The 17700-nt window shown below is 38.5% G+C and carries 11 protein-coding genes; 10 read left to right on the forward strand and 1 reads right to left on the reverse strand.

Going from position 1 to position 17700, the window contains the following annotated elements; all coding sequences use genetic code 11:
- Nucleotides 1-8: 8 nt before the first annotated feature.
- The 3 genes from CIL05_RS11180 (at nt 9) to CIL05_RS11190 (ending at nt 5337) form a co-directional block, all read left to right on the forward strand.
- Nucleotides 9-1820, forward strand: coding sequence for a vWA domain-containing protein (locus CIL05_RS11180; RefSeq protein ID WP_095655620.1), 1812 nt, complete (start codon nt 9-11; stop codon nt 1818-1820).
- Nucleotides 1804-4605, forward strand: a complete 2802-nt coding sequence (locus CIL05_RS11185; protein ID WP_095655621.1) for a VWA domain-containing protein — start codon at nt 1804-1806, stop codon at nt 4603-4605. The genes CIL05_RS11180 and CIL05_RS11185 overlap by 17 nt, the downstream gene beginning before the upstream one ends.
- A gap of 66 nt (nt 4606-4671) precedes the next feature.
- On the forward strand, nt 4672-5337 hold the full coding sequence (locus CIL05_RS11190; protein WP_095655622.1) for a peptidylprolyl isomerase: 666 nt from the start codon (nt 4672-4674) through the stop codon (nt 5335-5337).
- 355 nt (nt 5338-5692) lie between these two features.
- Here CIL05_RS11190 and gltC read toward each other — a convergent pair whose 3' ends face one another.
- Nucleotides 5693-6592 (reverse strand): glutamate biosynthesis transcriptional regulator GltC, encoded by a 900-nt coding sequence (gene gltC / locus CIL05_RS11195; protein ID WP_095655623.1) that lies wholly within the window; start codon nt 6590-6592, stop codon nt 5693-5695.
- A 133-nt stretch (nt 6593-6725) separates the two neighbouring features.
- Between gltC and gltB the strand changes: the two genes are divergently transcribed.
- From gltB to glnA, 7 genes are all read left to right on the forward strand, one after another.
- Nucleotides 6726-11282 (forward strand): glutamate synthase large subunit, encoded by a 4557-nt coding sequence (gene gltB, locus CIL05_RS11200; RefSeq protein WP_095655624.1) that lies wholly within the window; start codon nt 6726-6728, stop codon nt 11280-11282.
- A 16-nt stretch (nt 11283-11298) separates the two neighbouring features.
- Complete coding sequence (gene gltD, locus CIL05_RS11205; protein WP_095655625.1) at nt 11299-12795, forward strand: glutamate synthase small subunit; 1497 nt, start codon at nt 11299-11301, stop codon at nt 12793-12795.
- 195 nt (nt 12796-12990) lie between these two features.
- Entirely contained in the window at nt 12991-13779 is a 789-nt protein-coding gene (locus CIL05_RS11210) for a helix-turn-helix domain-containing protein (protein WP_095655626.1), read from the forward strand.
- Nucleotides 13780-14046: 267 nt separating this feature from the next.
- Nucleotides 14047-14202, forward strand: coding sequence for a glutamate synthase central domain-containing protein (locus tag CIL05_RS21850; protein ID WP_165769110.1), 156 nt, complete (start codon nt 14047-14049; stop codon nt 14200-14202).
- A gap of 22 nt (nt 14203-14224) precedes the next feature.
- Entirely contained in the window at nt 14225-15463 is a 1239-nt protein-coding gene (locus tag CIL05_RS11215; RefSeq protein WP_095655627.1) for an LL-diaminopimelate aminotransferase, read from the forward strand.
- Nucleotides 15464-15476: 13 nt separating this feature from the next.
- Nucleotides 15477-16334 (forward strand): diaminopimelate epimerase, encoded by an 858-nt coding sequence (gene dapF, locus CIL05_RS11220; RefSeq protein ID WP_095655628.1) that lies wholly within the window; start codon nt 15477-15479, stop codon nt 16332-16334.
- Nucleotides 16335-16350: 16 nt separating this feature from the next.
- Nucleotides 16351-17676 carry a type I glutamate--ammonia ligase gene (glnA, locus tag CIL05_RS11225; RefSeq protein ID WP_095655629.1) on the forward strand — a complete coding sequence of 442 codons (1326 nt, stop codon included), beginning with the start codon at nt 16351-16353 and terminating at the stop codon, nt 17674-17676.
- The last annotated feature ends 24 nt before the right edge of the window (nt 17677-17700 follow it).

Below are 17700 nucleotides of genomic sequence, written 5' to 3' on the forward strand. Positions count from 1 at the left end.
GTGAAGATATGCATTTTTTAACACCTGCCTATTTTGGCTTGTCTATTTTTTTGATAGGGGTTATCCTATTTTACTTATTTAGAAAACAATATGATAAACAAGTTGTACCATCGACCTTTTTTTGGCAACAGGTAATGCGTGAGTGGCAAGCAACAAAATGGTGGAGAAAGTTACAGCAGCATTTGTTACTATATCTTCAGTTACTGATCCTGGCATTATTAATGCTTGCATTGGTTCGTCCATATATTGGGTTGAATGACTTATCCGGTGATCATATTGCAGTCGTTATCGATACTTCTGCATCTATGACTGCCAAAGAAGGAGAGCAGGAGCGACTCGCGCTTGCAATGGAAGAGATTGATATCCTGATTGATCAATTGGATAATCAAAAGCTGACAGTGATCATAGCAGAACAAACACCTGAGATACTCTTTTCGAATGAAACAAGTAAAAGTAAAATGCGAAATTCATTAGAAAAGGTAGAATCATCTTTCCGAAGAACTAATATGGATGAGGCTGTACAGCTGGCCAATCAGTTGTTATCAAGCGCAAGTGGAGAAATTCATGTGTTCTCTGACCGTGTGGATCGTGAACAAATCAGTGAAACGCATTTGAACCATACAGTTGCCGTACATAATATAGGAACATCCAAAAGTAACTTTTCCATTCATACATTTGGTGTTGCTGAACAAGAGGGCAAAGTAAATGGAATCCTGTCAGTAGCAAATGAAATGGATATAGAACAGCAGTTTAGTATTATAATAGAATCTGCCGGTGAAGAGCTTATGAGAATCGACGAATCTATTGAGCCGGGTAAATTAACACAGATTCAGCTACGGGATTTAGAAAAAAAGCCATATTATAAGGCAATTATCACAAATGAAGACGATTATCAGGCTGATAATTCCAGTTTTGCATTTTTAGCGACAGATAAGCAGCCATCACTTTATTTGGTTGGGGAAGTAAATTCATTTATTACAAAGGCTTTCTCCTATTTAAGCACAGACATTGTTCAGGTTGAGGATAGTAATGAGATTCCGCAAGTGGAAAATGCCATTTATATTCTGGGAAAGGTTCCTGCTGAAAATTGGCCTGATGGTCCTTTGCTCATCCTGTCACCAACAACAGGCGGACCATTTAAGATCGAAGAAAAGCAGATGCTACAGGATGATTTACAGGCTGTTAATGAGGATCCGCTTCTGCAATTTGTGAATATAGATGAGGTTTACATTCAACAAAGTTATCCATTTGATTCTTTAACACTTCAATCAATTGTAACGAGTGGAGAAACACCTGTAATCAGCAAAGGATCCTATCAGGGCCATCCTTTAGTTTTACTTGGGTTTGATATGGAAGAAACAGACTGGCCAATGCACTCCAGTTTCCCTGTTTTTTTATATAACACGATTAATTATCTAACAGATCAAAATCATTTGCTTGGCTACCTTCAGCCGGGTGAAAGGAAAGAAATTTCCCATTTGACCGGTGTGACAAATAGCATGATTTTAAATGAGGATAATGAGCAAATTTCGGAGCTAAATATAAATGAATCATTTATGAATGCACCGAAAAAGCCTGGTTTATACAGGGTTCAGGAAGAAACGGAATATGGCATGAAGGAAAGACTTTTTGCTGTTACAGTGGATGATGAGGAAAAATATATGTCACCGAGTAATGATTTTACAATTGAAAATCAAAGTGAGCAGAAAGACGACGTTCATGAAGAAAAACCAAATGAGATATGGATAGGTTTTGCTACTTTAGCATTACTGTTTTTATTGTTGGAATGGGAGGTATACCGTCGTGGGATTACAGGTTGACAGGCCCCTATTTCTATTATTATTAATCCCGGTACTGATAGTTTTGTATTTTTATTGGAAGAAAAATAAAGTCACACCAGTTTTTGAAAAGCATACGATTCTATCATTTCGGTTTCTCATATTTCTTTTGCTGATTTTATCACTGTCTATGCCTAATATCCTGCATTCTGTCAAAGGCATAACAACCGTTTTTGTTGTGGATCATTCCGAAAGTGTAAAGAATCAGGAAGGGACAATGCTTGGTTCAATTGAACAGGCTATTGATGGGATGAAACCCGATGATGAGTATGCAATTGTTTCTGTAGCGGAAAATGCTCAAATTACTCAATCCCTATCCAATAGTGAGCAGGGATTAATTTCAAACAGTATCACAGAAAACAGATCTTATACGAATCTGGAAGAGGGGTTACAGCTCGCTTCAAGCCTATTAACGGATGATAAAAAAGGGCGCATCATTTTAATGTCTGACGGCAATGAGAATATTGGTGATGTCAAAAACCAGGTGGAAATTTTAGATGATCAACAAATTTCAGTAGATGTTCTTCCATTTTATCCTTCTACCCAAAAAGATGTGGCCATCGAAAATTTCAATGTTCCATCAAGTCTTTATCAAGGGGAAAACGCAAAATTATCAATTAATCTGGCAAGTACAATAGACACAAACAGCAGGCTAAGGATAACCAAAAACAATGAAACGGTAATAGATGAAGATATTCGAATTAAGGAAGGGGAAAATTCCTACACCTTCAACGACTTCATTGAGGCTTCAGGTAATCATAACTATAGTGCTGAGATTATTACTGAAGGGGATACAGTTTCCCAAAACAACCAATCTTTTGCTATTTCCAATGCAAAAGGATCTCCTGAAATTCTGTTAGTTGAAGGGGAAGATGGAGAGAGTGATAATATATATGGTGCATTAACAGCGTCTGATCTTGCTGTTACAAGAACAAGACCGGAGTTATTGCCAACAACATTAGCAGGATTTTTGGAATATGAGTCGATGGTTTTCCAAAATATTTCGGCAACTGATGTAACGCAAGAGCAAATGGAAATGATTGAAAGTGCTGTACGTGATTTTGGTAAAGGATTTGTCATGACAGGTGGAAACAAAAGCTATGGTTTAGGTGGTTATTTTAAAACACCAATTGAAAGATTACTGCCTGTAGAAATGGATTTAAAAGGAAAGAAAGAATTGCCCTCACTGGGTATGGTGATTGTATTGGATCGATCCGGCAGTATGAGTGGATATAAGCTGGATTTGGCAAAGGAAGCAGCCGCACGCTCCATTGAATTACTGCGGGAGAAAGATACATTGGGATTTATTGCTTTTGATGATAAGCCTTGGACGATAATCGAAACAGGACCACTCGATAATAAAGAAGAAGCTGCAGAAAAGATCCGCTCAATTACAGAAGGTGGAGGAACGGAAATTTTCACACCACTCGAGCAGGCATACAGTGAACTGAATTCGTTAAAACTGCAGCGTAAGCATATTATCCTGTTAACAGATGGTCAGTCAGCATCAAATGGCAATTATTCCGAACTTATTTCAGCAGGACTTGAAAATAATGTTACATTATCAACTGTTGCCATTGGCAGTGACGCTGATCGCTTTTTATTGGAACAATTAGCAACAGAAGGAACCGGACGATTTTATGATGTTCAGGATGTGTCCACTATACCAAGTATTCTATCAAGGGAAACGGTACTGACGACACGAACATATATTGAAGATAATCCATTTTATCCAATGTATACGGAAGGGAATAATTGGAGTTCATTATTTAAAGATGGAGTTCCGGAAATGAATGCATATGTAGCCACAGATCCAAAGGGAAGAGCGGAAACCATTTTAAGTAGTGAAAAGAATGATCCGGTTCTTTCAAGATGGAAGTATGGACTGGGTAATACGGTTGCATGGACATCTGATGGAAGTGGAAAGTGGGCAGGAGAATGGCCAAGCTGGTCGAATTGGCCATCACTTTGGAATGAAGTTATTACATGGACATTCCCATCCTATCAGAGCGATTTATACGATGTGAATCAATCGATCAATGGGAAAAATATTAAACTTGAAATAACATCTGCAAGTGAGGACATGCTACCAGTTGAAGCGTCTGTGATTGATGAAAAGGGTGAGGAAATTGATACTAAGTTCAGGCTGAAATCACCTGGTGAATATGAGGTCAGCTTTACATCAGATCCTGGGATTTATTATTTACAGCTTTCTAAAATAGATGGAGAATCTGTAGCTGGAACTTTTCAAACCGGGATTGTTGTACCATATTCCAAGGAATTCGAACTGCAAAGCCAAAATGATACGCTTTTACAGGATGTAGCTGAACTTGGAAACGGAAAAGTTTTAACAGATCCAGAAGAAGCTTTTCGACCAATCGATATAAAAAAACATGAAAAACAGCCTATTTTCATGCATCTGCTATTGCTTGCTTTTCTGTTATTTTTTATTGAGATAGCTATAAGGCGATTTGGAGTAACATCGGTAGTTGAAAAAATTCGATCTATCGGTAAAAGAAAAACAGTTGATCAGGAGCAAACGAAAAAAGATATTGACCGGAAATATACAAGACTTAAAAAAGCAACATCTGAAAAATCCGGTTTATCCAAGGTGAAGGTGAATAAGGAACAAAAAAATACTACTAAGAAGGCTGCTAAACAACCAAAAATGGATGTAAAAGAGAAAGAAGTGAGTGAACAGCCAACAAATGATAACAGCGAACGTCTTAAAAGATTATTGGATGCGAAGAATAGAAAAGGTAAGTAATAGTTAGGACATGCTATAATTAATCCAGTCACTTATTCAATAATCATAGACATTAGGAGGATTTTAATGAAGTTTAGTTTAAGAAATACTACATTTCTATTAACTGCCATATTAATGGTGATTTTTCTGGCAGGCTGTGGAACAGAATCAGAATCAGAAGAAAATCAAAGTGAAGAGAGTACAGATGAACAGGCACAGTACCCTTCAGAAGTTGAAGAAAATCCAATTGTCACCATAACAATGGAAAATGATGAGGAAATCACGATTGAATTGTTCCCGGAAATCGCCCCTAATACAGTTGCTAATTTTATATCCCTGGTTGAAGAGGGCTTTTATGATGGATTGATTTTCCACCGGGTTATCCCTGGCTTTATGATTCAGGGTGGAGATCCCTCAGGGAATGGCACAGGTGGGCCAGATTATGCCATAAAGGGTGAATTCAGTTCAAATGGCTTTGAAAATGATCTAAAACATGATCGTGGAGTGCTTTCAATGGCACGATCCCAGTCCCCGGATTCAGCAGGATCTCAATTTTTTATCATGACAGAAAACTCTCCCCATCTGGACGGGGAATATGCAGGTTTTGGACAGGTCATTAAGGGAATGGAAACCGTTGATGCAATTGTTTCAGCTGAACGTGATGCTGCAGATAAGCCACTTGAGGATCAGAAAATGAAAACTGTAGAAGTGGATACAAAAGGATTTGATTATCCTGAGCCGGAAGTAGAGTAGGAATAATTTTAAATAGGAAATTTGAGTCAACAATGTTGTTGGCTCTTTTTGTGCTTTGTTGTTTCCTCAACGCAAAGGGTTAGTGATGTCAGGAAGGCGATTGCTTTACCTGTTAAAAATATTTTAATGTGTACAACTGGATGTTGAGCTGTTACCCAAAAGATACACAACACGTGAGGCAACCTCTAAAGTCAATCTTTTTTGATTTCTTGTTCACAAATCATGAATGCTATTTTCACATATTGATTTATTATTCTTACAATTTTAAAGGTGCTCAAAACAAATTCTAAAAAAGTATAAAATCCAATAAATAGGTATCTTGAATGGTCAGAAGTGTTCCTTTTATTTAATTATGCTATTGAAATTGCTGTAACCTTGAGAAAAAGGTTTTGACAAACTCATAAAATATCTTTTCTGAAGGCGCTAAGTTCTTTTCTTTCTGTTTAATGACCCCAACTGTCCGCTTTATTTCCGGAATAAGTGGAAGTTTAACAGTCATTCTTGGTGTAACCTCATAAAACGTACTCTCTGGTAAAAGTGTTACTCCGATTCCGGCGGAAACCAAGCCTTTAATCGCATCTAAATCTTCTCCTTCTGAAGAAACTTTTGGCGTGAATCCAGCCTGCCTGCATGAATCGATCAACATTTTTTCTAAAATAAATCCTTTTGGGAAACTAACAAACTCATCGTGTTTTAAGTCGTTAAGGTGCAGACTTTTCCTTTCTGCTAGGGGATGTGAAAGTGGTAATAGTGCAGAGATGTTTTCCGTAAACAATATATTACCTTCTATTTGGGGATCTTCTTTAGGAACAGGACCTAGGAAGGCTACATCCATATCGCCTTTTTTTACGGAATCGACCAAAAAATTGTACGTACCTTGACGCAATTGAAAAGCTATATTTGGATATTGATCTTTAAAAGATGTAATCACACTTGGAATCAGATGATTGGATAAGCTTGTTGGAAAACCAATTTTAATCGTTCCACGTTCAGGGTCCAGATAGACATCCACTTGTTTTTTCGCATTCTCCACAGCCTGCATTACAGTCTTGGTATGCTTGTAAAAAATCTTTCCTATTTGCGTTAATTTGATATTCCTTCCTTCACGTTCAAATAAAGCGACTCCAAGCTCTGCCTCTAAATTAGCAATTTGTGTACTCACCGCAGATTGAGCAACATGCAACTGTTCCGCTGCACGAGATACGTGTTCACGATTAGCAACCTCCATAAAATAACGCAATTGTCGTAGCTCCATTTTATATCTCTCCCATCAATCCATCTTTATTTCAGATAGTTTTTATCTTAAGTATATATTGTTTCGATCAATTTGAAAACTTATAATTAATGTAAAATTTGGAATAAGACTAACAAGAATGGAGGAATAAGCTATGGGATATAATCAACTACCACAGGTACAAGGTCTTTACCACCCGGAATTTGAACATGATGCATGCGGAATCGGCTTATATGCTCATATAAATGGAATTCCAACACATGATATTGTAAACAAAGGATTAGATATGCTCTGCCAATTAAAACACCGTGGTGGAAAAGGGAATGATCCCTTAACCGGGGATGGAGCAGGATTAATGGTGCAGCTTCCAGATCTATTTTTTCGAAAGGTTTGTTCGGAAATTAATTTGCCTGAAAAAGGAAATTATGGTGTAGGTATGCTTTTTTTTCCGAATGATATAAAAACTCGAAAAGAGATGGAAAACAGGATAAATTCGATTATTGAGCAAGAAGGACAAATCGTACTCGGGTGGAGAACAGTACCAATAAATGTTGAGGATATCGGTCAAAAAGCAAAAGATAGCTGTCCTTTTGTTCGGCAGCTATTTATCAATGCAGGCCCATCCACGAAAGAAACGGGGGCATTTGAACGAAAATTATATGTAATTCGAAAACAGGCGGAAAAATTAGCAATGGAACAGGAAGAATGTTTTTATTTTTCGAGCCTTTCCAGTCAAACAATTGTTTATAAAGGAATGTTAACGCCAGAACAGCTTCGTGATTTCTATCTAGACTTACAAGATAAGGACTTTGTATCAGCTTTTTCTTTAGTTCATTCCCGTTTCAGCACCAACACATTTCCAAGCTGGGAACGTGCGCATCCGAATCGTTATTTGATGCATAACGGTGAAATTAATACCCTGAAAGGAAATATAAGTTGGATGTGTGCACGTGAAAAACAGTTTGTGTCAGAGGCATTCGGGGATGATTTGAATAAAGTATTTCCAATCTTGGATGTCGATGGAAGTGATTCGTCCATTCTGGATAATGCATTGGAATTCTTTATTTTAGCAGGACGTAAACCTGCTCATGCCGCTATGATGCTAATTCCGGAACCTTGGGCACAAAACCCGCACATGTCAAAAGAGAAGAAAGCCTTCTATGAATATCATAGCTGCCTCATGGAGCCTTGGGATGGGCCAACAACAATTTCTTTTACAGATGGCAAACAAATTGGTGCCATCTTAGACAGAAACGGTTTACGCCCTGCACGTTATTATGTGACAAAAGATGATTACCTCATTTTTTCTTCCGAGGTTGGCGTAATCGATATAGATGAAAAAAACATTTTATATAAAGACCGCCTAAGTCCTGGAAAACTGCTTTTACTTGATCTGGAAGAAGGACGGATTATTTCGGATGATGAGATTAAAACAGAGATGGCAAAAGCCCTTCCCTACGAAAAATGGTTAAATACACAGCTTTTTAAAATTGAAAATAAAGTAGAATCAGTAGCAAATAATCGTTATGAAAACTTAGTAACAAGGCAAAAAGCATTTGGCTATACGTATGAAGATGTTCATAAATATTTAATTTCACTTGTAAATGAAGAAAAAGATCCAATCGGTTCAATGGGAAACGATGCCCCGTTAGCAGTATTATCGGATCATCCACAATCACTATTTTCATATTTTAAACAATTATTTGCCCAAGTAACGAATCCTCCAATCGATGCTTACCGTGAATCTCTTGTTACATCAACAATAAGTTTGCTAGGACCTGAAGGCAATATTCTCCACCCGAGTGAGGAGAATTGTCGCAGACTTCAAGTCGATACACCGATACTATCCAACCATCAGCTTTCGCTATTAAAAAATAATCATTATCCAGGATTTAAAAGTAGGACGATACATGCATTATTTTCTAATGATCTCGAAGGTGCGTTGGAACAAATTTGTACAGAAGCTGAAAAAGCGATATCAGAAGGAATAAGTATTCTTATATTATCGGACCGTAACATGGAGAATAATGCTGCAATCCCAGCCCTGCTTGCTGTAAGTGCGCTGCATCAGCACTTAATTCGCCAAGGGAATCGCACAAAAGTCAGCCTCATTGCTGAAACTGGAGAAGCAAGAGAAGTGCATCATTTTGCAGCATTAATCGGTTATGGAGTAAATGCCATAAATCCTTACCTTGCGTATGCAACACTCCATCAGGCGATCGAAGAGGAACATTTAGCTTACAGTTATCGTGAAGCGGTCACTAGATACATGAAGGGCATAACAGAAGGTGTCGTTAAAGTCATGGCTAAAATGGGGATTTCTACGATGCAAAGTTACCGCGGTGCACAAATATTTGAGGCAATTGGAATAAGTAACAAGGTTATTGATCGCTATTTTGCTGGGACCGCTTCTCAACTTGGCGGGATTGAATTAGATACAATCGCTGAAGAAACAATAAAACGCCACAAGGATGCCTATGCAGGCAGCCTTGATGAAACATTGGATTCCGGTAGTAATTTGCAGTGGAGAAAAAATGGAGAACATCATGCCTTTAACCCGAAAACCATTCATATGTTGCAATGGGCTAGTCGAAGAGGGGATTATGATCTGTTTAAGCAATATTCAAAAGCAGCAAATGAGGAACGAATAAATTTTTTACGTAATTTGTTTTCATTTAAAAAAGCTGATAATCCGTTACCAATAGAAGAAGTAGAAGCCGTAGAATCAATAGTAAAGCGGTTTAAAACGGGGGCAATGTCGTTTGGATCTTTGAGTCAAGAAGCACATGAATCACTGGCCATTGCCATGAACCGTATTGGTGGTAAAAGCAACAGTGGTGAAGGTGGAGAGGATCCGCGAAGATTTGCGGTGGATGAGCATGGAGACATTTCGAGAAGTGCGATTAAACAAATTGCTTCTGGCCGATTCGGAGTGAAAAGCCATTATCTTGTCAATGCAGAAGAGCTGCAAATTAAAATGGCGCAAGGAGCAAAGCCAGGTGAAGGTGGACAGCTTCCAGGCAATAAAGTGTACCCTTGGATAGCAGATGTACGTGGATCTACTCCCGGTGTTGGGCTTATTTCACCACCGCCACATCATGATATTTATTCGATTGAAGATTTAGCACAACTGATTCACGATCTAAAAAACGCCAATCGTCATGCGCGAATAAGTGTTAAACTTGTAGCAAAAGCTGGAATCGGAACCATTGCCTCTGGTGTTGCAAAAGGCGCTGCAGATGTTATTTCTGTCAGTGGCTATGACGGTGGAACAGGAGCTTCACCAAAAACGAGTATTAAACACACGGGTCTTCCATGGGAGCTGGGTTTAGCTGAAACACATCAAACCCTCATGTTGAATGGATTGAGGAACCGCGTTGTCCTGGAGACAGATGGCAAACTCATGACAGGAAAAGATGTTGTGATGGCTGCATTGCTCGGTGCGGAAGAATATGGCTTTGCGACAGCCCCACTCGTTGTTCTTGGCTGTGTCATGATGAGAGCATGTCATTTGGACACCTGTCCTGTTGGCATCGCAACACAAAACCCTGAATTAAGAAAAAAATTCATAGGTGATCCGGAGCATGTCGTTAACTTTATGCACTTTATTGCACAGGAAGTTAGAGAAATAATGGCTGCGCTTGGTTTTAGGACTGTTGAAGAAATGGTAGGTCGAACGGATATCTTAACGATAAATGATCGGGCGAAAAACCATTGGAAAGCGCAATATTTGGATTTGTCCAGATTGCTTTTCCAGCCGGACGGATCAAGAACAAGTCAAATCAGTCAGGACCATCAGCTTGATGTGTCACTTGATATAAGCACCATTCTACCAGCAGTAAAAACTGCAATAGAACAAAATAAAAAGATTGATCTAACATATGCGATCAAAAATACGAATCGCGTAACAGGAACCATTGTTGGCAGTGAAATCACTAAACAATACGGTGAAGCAGGGCTACCGGAAGATACGATCACACTACGATTTACAGGTTCTGCCGGGCAAAGCTTTGGTGCCTATATACCATGCGGCATGTCATTAATATTAACTGGTGATGCCAATGACTATATAGGAAAAGGTTTATCCGGCGGAAAGATAATTGTATCATCCCCTATCAAAGCAAAAGACAAAGCGTCTTCCAATGTCATTACCGGAAATGTAGCGCTTTATGGTGCCACAAGAGGTGAGGCATATATCAATGGTTTGGCTGGCGAACGGTTTGCTGTTAGAAATAGCGGTGCAAATGCTGTTGTCGAAGGAATCGGTGATCATGGCTGTGAATATATGACTGGTGGACGTGTACTAATATTAGGAGAAATTGGTAAAAACTTTGCTGCAGGTATGTCAGGTGGGATTGCCTATGTGCTTACGGAAAGTAAAACAACATTCAAACAGCTTTGTAACAAGGAACTGGTTGAATTTGAAACACTCTCAGCCAAAGACGAACGTGAACGAGTGAAACAAATGGTGCACCATCATTATCGGCACACAGGCAGTCAAAAAGCTGCCTACGTACTAAACAACTGGGAAAGTAGTATAACTAAATTCGTGAAAGTTATCCCGAAAGACTATAAATTAATGCGTAAAAGAATACAAGATCAACAGAATGCTGGTTTAACAGACGATGAAGCCTCCATGAATGCTTTTCAAACAAAGAATAAGAAACCGAGTATTACGGGAAGGACAAACCCGCAAATCATCCCAATTTAAGGAAGGAGAAAGGTAAATGGGCAAAATAACTGGTTTCATTGATTATGAACGGGAAGAAGCGGATGAGCGTAATCTTCTTAAACGCACGGGTGACTGGGATGAATATGACGCGCCATTTTCCGATGAAGTATTAAGCAGACAAGGAGCACGTTGTATGGACTGTGGAACCCCTTTTTGCCAAATGGGAGATATAATAAATGGTGCTGCAACCGGCTGTCCTATCTATAATTTAATTCCTGAGTGGAATGACTTGGTGTATCGTGGCCAATGGAAAGAAGCATTAGCACGATTAACAAAAACAAATAATTTTCCGGAGTTTACAGGCAGGGTTTGTCCGGCTCCCTGTGAAGGTTCCTGTACTGTCGCCATTTCCGATCCTGCCGTAGCCATTAAAAGTATTGAGCGCACGATTATCGATAAAGGATTTGCAAACGGCTGGATTACACCGAGAATACCTAAAAATCGTACGGATAAATCGATTGCTATTGTAGGCTCAGGTCCAGCAGGGTTAGCCAGTGCTGATCAGTTAAATCAAGCGGGACACGCTGTAACAGTTTATGAGCGAGCAGATCGTGCTGGCGGATTGCTAACATATGGTATACCGAATATGAAGCTTGATAAAGCCATTGTCAGCCGACGAATTAACCTACTGGAACAAGAAGGCATCAAATTTGTAACAAATACCGAAGTTGGAAAAGACATTTCAGCAGATGAACTAACTAGTCGTTATGATTCGGTCATTATTTGTACGGGAGCACAAAAGCAACGTGATTTATCGATTGAAGGAAGCAATGCAGATGGAATCCACTTTGCAATGGATTACTTAACTGCTTCTACAAAAAGCTTGTTGGATTCTGTATATAATTTAGACGAATGCCTGAATGTGAAAGGTAAAGACGTGATTGTTATCGGTGGCGGAGATACTGGTGCTGATTGTATTGCAACAGCCCTTCGACAAAATTGCAATAGTGTTATCCAATTTGGCAAGCATCCAAAACCGCCTTTAGTAAGAAATGAAAGCAATATGTGGCCAGAATACCCGCACGTTTTTACTGTTGAATATGCACATAAAGAAGCCACAGCTAAATTTGGCGCGGATCCAAGACAGTATTGCATCCGAACGAAACGATTTGTTTCCGATGAAAATGGGGCTGTAAAAGAACTTCATACTATTGAAATGAAAAAATCTAAAGATGGGTCGGGTAAATTTATTTTCAAAGAAATTCCCGGAACAGAAAAGGTTTGGCCAGCACAGGTTGTGTTCATCGCTATCGGGTTCGAAGGCCCTGAACTCCAAGTGTTGAATCAATTTAGGATAAACACATCCATGAGAAAAGTAGATGCCAAATATGGGGACTTTGCTACGAATATCGAAAAGGTTTTTGCTGCAGGTGACGCCAGAAGAGGACAAAGCTTGATCGTTTGGGCAATCAATGAAGGTCGAGAAGTAGCACGGAAAGTCGATCATTATTTAATGGGAAGTTCAGTATTGCCATCCTATTTAGAAACATAAAATATTTTTACACTGATAGGAAAGTATAACTTTTTTAGGAAATCAGTATAAGTGCAACAAGGCTTTCGCCATTAAGGCTTGCACTCCAGAGTATAAGGGCTTCTAAGAAAGCAAAATACGCTTTTCAAAAATCCCTTTAACGAAAGCCAAGTTTTCTAAAAAAATAGTGCATGATGATTGAAAAGGGGGAGTTAGATGCTCTATACGAATCCAGATCATTTTATGCTGAAACCATCACTTGCTACTATTCATTGTGAACCGAACTGGAGGTGGAAAAAACGAGATAAACCGATGCCAAATTATGATTTATTATATGTATGGAATGGTGAAGGGACAGTGGTATTAAACGAAAAGCCATATGATGTGGAAAAGGGAAACTGTTTTCTTTTTAAACCTGGTGATGTAATAACTGCAACACATATTCCCCAAAATTCCCTTATCTTAACCTATATTCATTTCGATGTGACCGAAACACCTAAATTGGTTCCACAAGCCCATCGTATTATAGAAAATACGATTAATTTCGAATCGTTATTAACTCAATACGTACGTTTGTTTTTAATAAAAACATTTGGTGCAGAAATTGAGGCAAAGCTAATATTGAAGCAATTGATGATTCACTTATTGAGAGAAGAACAAGAGAAGGAAGAGCAAATGAATGATTCAAGTAATCGTTTATTGGAAACGATACGAGAAGTAGCCAATTATATTCAGCAACATCCAGGAGAACCACATACGATTGAAAGCTTAGCAACACGTGCAAATCTTTCTCAGCGTTATTTTTCCGAGAAGTTTAAACAAATTATAGGTCAGACAGTAAAATCGTATATCGTTTATTCAAGGATAAAAAGAGCGGAGCATTTATTACATTTTACAGGAATGACAGTGACAGAAGCCGCATATGCCCTTGGCTATAATGACCTCCACTTTTTCAGTAGGCAATTTAAAAAACACACGGGAAAAAACCCCTCAGAAGTTCGTTAATCAAGTTCATATCAATATCTCACAAGTACTTAAAAGCTCATTTATACACGAACTTTTAAGTACTTCTTTTTATTGAATTGCGAGGTAATGGCTGTAACACTTAGTCAACTGCAGATAACGCTGTAATGACAGCGAGTAACCTAATTATTAGCTATTTTTTGATTAGTACTTTTTTCTATATACATAAAAGTGCAAATGTTTCACTTATTAGTCTAAATACTTTTTATTTTCTGGATGTTATTATTTAAAAAAGGAAATTCCTCATTAATGACTGTATTAGCTGAAGAAGAAATGACATCAATTGTTACTGCATCCGTAAACTATGTGAAATCAGTAGCAAAAGAAAGATTGAAAATAATGTCTAAGATGGGCATTTCCACGATGCAGCGTACGAAGGAGATGCCCGCCGAGGACAGAGCTTGAATGTTTACAAGGAGGAGTAGATATGGCAACTGATTATATACAACAGTTATTTGCAGACAGAATAGGAGGATCGCAATTTGGCTTAAAAGAGGAAATATATAAATTTGAAAAAATTAAAAGAACAAAAAGGGAAGCAATCGAAGCAAATCCTAATATGAAATTAATTGATCTTGGCGTTGGTGAACCTGATTCGATGGCGGATGAATCTGTTATAAAAGTGTTAGTTAATGAAGCTAGTAAACTAGAAAATCGCTTTTATGCAGATAATGGAATCCATGAGTTTAAGAGGGCTGCAGTGGCATATATGAAAGAGGTTTTTGCTATTGATGACCTTGATCCCGAAACAGAGATCAATCACGTGATTGGTTCCAAATCTGCACTAGCAATGATTCCAACAGCTTTTATAAATCCAGGTGATATTACGATTATACCGACTCCAAACTACCCGATTATAGGGACCCATACAAAATATCTCGGGGGAGAAGTTGTTCATTTGCCATTACTTGCGGAAAATTCATTTCTTCCAAAGCTAGATTCATTGAGTGAAAGTGTTTTGAAAAAGGCAAAGTTGCTCTATTTGAACTATCCGAACAATCCAACAGGAGCTGTAGCGAATCGCGGGTTTTTTGAAGAAGTCGTACGCTTTGCGAAGGAAAATGAATTGATCGTCATCCATGATGCTGCTTATGCTGCACTTGTTTTTGATAATGAAAGCCCACTGAGTTTCTTATCTGTTCCAGGTGCAAAACAAGTTGGGGTAGAGCTTCATTCATTATCAAAATCTTTCAATATGACAGGTTGGCGCATCGGCTTTATTGCGGGCAATGCTAAGCTCGTTTCTGCATTTGCGACAGTGAAGGATAATTATGATTCCGGTCAATTTATCCCTATTCAGAAAGCAGCTGCTTATGCTCTTCTACATCCAAAAATGACAGAACAGAAAGCATCTAAATATTCACGACGTCACTTTCTTCTATCGAAAATATTACGTGCATGTGGATTTGATGTAAAAAAACCAAAAGGATCCTTTTTCTTATATACGAAGATCCCAAAAGCGGTAGCAAATGGTCTGAATTTTAAGTCGGCAGAGGAATTTAGCCGGTACTTATTGAAGGAGCATTTAATCTCCACAGTTCCATGGGATGATACCGGATCATATGTCCGCTTTTCAGTTACATTTCAAACCGATGGAAGGGAGGAGGAACAGCAAGTATTGAAAGAAATCAAAGCAAGGCTCAGTACTTCCGATTTCATTTTTTAAGGAGGGGAGAAAAGTGTTGTTTACTAAAATGCATGGATTAGGAAATGCCTACGTTATTTTTAATCAATTAGACGATGAATTTGAAAATCAAGAATTTCATCAGCTTGCAAAGAACATATCAGATGTGAACATCGGAATTGGATCTGATGGTATTATCCTCATTTGCTCATCAAAAGTAGCTGATTTTCAAATAAGAATTTTTAATAAAGATGGTTCCGAAGCAAAGAATTGTGGAAATGGCATGCGTTGTGTTGCTAAGTTTCTCTTTGACCATATGTACGTAACTTCTCCACGCTTTACGATTGAAACATTAGGTGGCGTAGGAAGTGTAGATGTGGAAGTTGATCATAAACAAATGGTGAAATATGTCACAGTGGATATGGGTGCACCGAAACTGTTAAAAGGAATGATCCCGATGATAGGTGATCCGTTCATTGCGACTATTAACGAACCGCATTCCTTCGATGAAGTTACGTATAATCTCACTTGCGTATCGATGGGAAATCCTCATGCAATCATGTTTGTTGATGATGTGAAACAATTTCCGTTAGAAAACATTGGTCCGACCATAGAAAGATCTGTGCTTTTTCCAGAGCGGGTTAACGTAGGAATCGTTTGTGTTAAAAATCGTCAAGAGATTGATTATCGGGTGTGGGAGCGAGGGTCAGGCATGACAATGGCATGTGGAACAGGTGCTTGTGCAGCAGTAGTAGCCGCCACATTAAATGAATTTATTGATAAAAATAAGCCTGTAACCGTTCATCTTCCTGGTGGAGATCTGACCGTAAGATGGGATGAAAGCGGGACTGTGTGGAAAAGGGGAGAAGCAACATATATATGCCACGGTGAATGGGAAATGGATACAAAATAATCTAGGAGTTGCTTATATGAACAAAGAAACCATATTAGAAATGGTAAAGGAAAACAATGTACGATATATTCGCCTACAATTTACTGATATGTTTGGAACGATTAAAAATGTAGAAATTCCAGTTAGCCAGTTGTCGAAAGCACTGGATAATAAAATAATGTTTGATGGTTCATCCATTGAAGGCTTTGTCCGGATTGAAGAATCAGATATGTATTTATATCCTGACTTAGATACATTCGTTATTTTTCCTTGGACATCAAATAAAGGTAAAGTTGCTCGATTCATCTGCGATATTTATCATCCAAATGGAACTCCGTTTAACGGAGATCCCCGCAATAATCTCAAAAGCGTTTTAAAAGAAATGGAAAAAATGGGATTTACTAATTTCAATGTTGGGCCTGAGCCAGAATTTTTCTTATTCAAACTTGATGAAAAAGGTGAACCGACTCTTGAATTGAATGATCATGGTGGTTATTTTGATTTAGCGCCAACAGATTTAGGAGAGAATTGCAGACGCGATATAGTTTTAGAATTAGAAGAAATGGGCTTTGAGATTGAAGCTTCCCATCACGAAGTAGCTCCTGGCCAGCATGAAATTGACTTTAAATATCAAGATGCGTTAAAAGCTTGTGATGATATTCAAACATTTAAACTCGTTGTGAAAACAATAGCCCGCAAACATGGATTGCATGCAACATTCATGCCCAAACCTTTATTTGGCGTAAATGGATCAGGAATGCACGCAAATTTAAGCTTGTTTAAAGGGAAAGAAAATGCTTTCTATGATCCAAAAGCATCATTAGAAATCAGTGATACTGCACGAAGCTTTTTAGCAGGTATTTTAAAACATGCCCAAAATTTCACGGCGATTACTAATCCAACAGTTAATTCTTATAAAAGGTTAGTGCCTGGATATGAAGCGCCATGCTATGCGGCTTGGTCAGCAAAGAATAGGAGTCCCCTCATTCGCATCCCTGCTTCCCGTGGATTAAGCACTCGTATCGAAGTTCGTAGTGTCGATCCTGCTGCAAATCCATATTTAGCGATGGCCGTTCTACTAGCTGCAGGGTTAGATGGCATTCAAAATAAATTAACTCCTCCAGAGGCAATCGATCAAAATATTTATGAGATGTCAAAAGCCCAGCGTAAAGAATGCGGCATTATTGATTTACCAGCTACATTGGCGCAAGCTCTCGATTATTTAAAAGCGGATCAGGTAATAACGGCTGCATTAGGTGACCATTTATTTACACATTTTGTGGAGGCGAAAGAAATCGAATGGGAAATGTTCAGGACACAAGTCCACCCATGGGAACGTGAACAATATATAACACAGTATTAATAGTTTAGAGTGAAGTAAGAAGAA

Origin of the sequence: Virgibacillus profundi (assembly GCF_002287375.1) — a bacterium.
Lineage (GTDB): Bacteria > Bacillota > Bacilli > Bacillales > Amphibacillaceae > Virgibacillus_K > Virgibacillus_K profundi.